The 1,636-nt window shown below is 74.1% G+C and carries 2 protein-coding genes; one reads left to right on the top strand and one right to left on the bottom strand.

Translation table 11 applies throughout. The annotated features are described in order from the left end of the window. Positions 1 to 265: hypothetical protein (locus EIO58_RS19040; protein ID WP_164861849.1), on the top strand; the 265-nt coding region annotated here is incomplete at its 5' end. Between the two features lies 1 nt (position 266). Here the strand turns inward: EIO58_RS19040 and EIO58_RS17510 are convergent. Continuing rightward, positions 267 to 1,636, bottom strand: a 1,370-nt coding sequence (locus EIO58_RS17510; RefSeq protein WP_127820511.1) for a 5-oxoprolinase subunit B/C family protein, incomplete at its 5' end; no start/stop codon positions are given.

The raw sequence follows: 1,636 nt of genomic DNA on the forward strand, positions 1-1,636 counted from the left end.
CGCGGTGGCGGCCGCGCACGGCGAGGCCTGGCGGGCGGCGGCCCTCGCGGTCGCCGCGGGCGAGATCCGCCGGCGCATCGGCATCTTCGACGTCGAGGCGTTCACCGTCCACACCCCCTATCTCGACATCCTGCGCGGCCGCGACCCGGCGAGCGTCGCTGCCGGCGAGGCGGCCGGGGCCGAGCTCACCGTCGCGGAAGCGGTGCGCCTGGCGCTGCCAGACCATGAGTTCGCGAACGTCGCCGAGGCCGTCCGCACGTGGTGACCTACTCGGCGTGACGCGCGTGGCGGAAACGGATGCGAGTGCCAGGACGAGCCTGCGCGACGAGGTCGAGCGCGGCATCCGTCACCACCGCGATGACGGGGTAGCCGCCCGTCACCGGCCCATCGGCGAGGAGGATCGTGGGCCGGCCGCTCGGCGGCACCTGCAGCGCACCCGGCACCATCCCCTCGCTCGGCAGCTCACCGGTGCGCACGCGCGCGAGCTCGGGGCCGTCGAGCCGAGCTCCCACGCGGTCCGCGGCATTCGAGACGGTCCAGACGGTGTCGAACAGGACGTCGAGCGCGTCGGGAGCGAACCAGTCCGCGCGGGGTCCGGGCGCCAGCTCCAGCTCGAGCTCCTCGTCGTGAGGCGCACCCCACAGGCTCGGCGGGGCAGGGGGAATGGGCATGGTCTCGTCCGAGCGGACGCCGACGGCATCACCTGCCCGCAACCGCGCAGGGCCGAGTCCTGCGAGCAGGTCCGTCGCGCGCGATCCGAGCACCTCGCGCCCGTCGAACCCGCCTCGCACCGCGACGTACGCTCGGGCGCCGTGCACGACCCAGTCCACGTGCAGCTCCGCGCCCGCGCGCCACTCGTGCGCCTGGTACGGGTCGACCTCGCGCCCGCCCAGGTGCACCGGGCCCCAGGCACCGGTGACCGCGACCCACAGGTCCGACTCGGCTACCGCTCGCAGCCCGCCCATCGTGACCTCGATGCCCGTCGCATCCTCCCGGCTGCCGAGCAATCGGTTCGCCGTGCGCAGCGCTGTGCGGTCGAGCGCTCCCGACACGGCGACCCCGACGGATGCCGCGCCCTCGCGCCCGAGATCCTGCAGGGTGGCCAGCAGCCCTGGCTCGACGATCCTGATGCCGCTCCCCGTCGCGAGATCAGGTGATCTCGCGTACGCAGGACGATTCAGCTCGGGATCTCCTGCCCTGGTGACATCACCTGATCTCGTCACGGCGGCGGGCCGGAAACGCACGCGGGTTCCGGGGGCGAGCAGGGCGGGGGATGCCGCATCCGGGTCGAAGAGGCGGGCACCGGTCGTGCCGACCAGGCGCCAGCCACCCGGCGTCTCGCGCGGATACGCACCCGCGAAGCGCCCCGCGAGGCCGACCGAACCTGCCGGCACGCGCGTGCGCGGGGACGTCAGACGCGGCACCTCGAACGTCCAGTCGTCGCTCACGAGATAGCCGAACCCCGGCGCGAAGCCGGTGAACGCGACGCGCCACTCGGCGTGGCTGTGACGCTCGACGAGCTCATCGACCTCGAGCCCGAGCAGCGCCGCCGTCTCGGCGAGGTCGGCGCCGTCGTAGGCGGTCTCGATCTCGACGAGAGGCCCTTCCACGATCGAGCCGGGCGTGGCCTCGGCCG

Origin of the sequence: Microbacterium sp. CPCC 204701 (assembly GCF_004010105.1) — a bacterium.
In the GTDB taxonomy this organism is placed as follows: Bacteria; Actinomycetota; Actinomycetes; order Actinomycetales; family Microbacteriaceae; genus Microbacterium.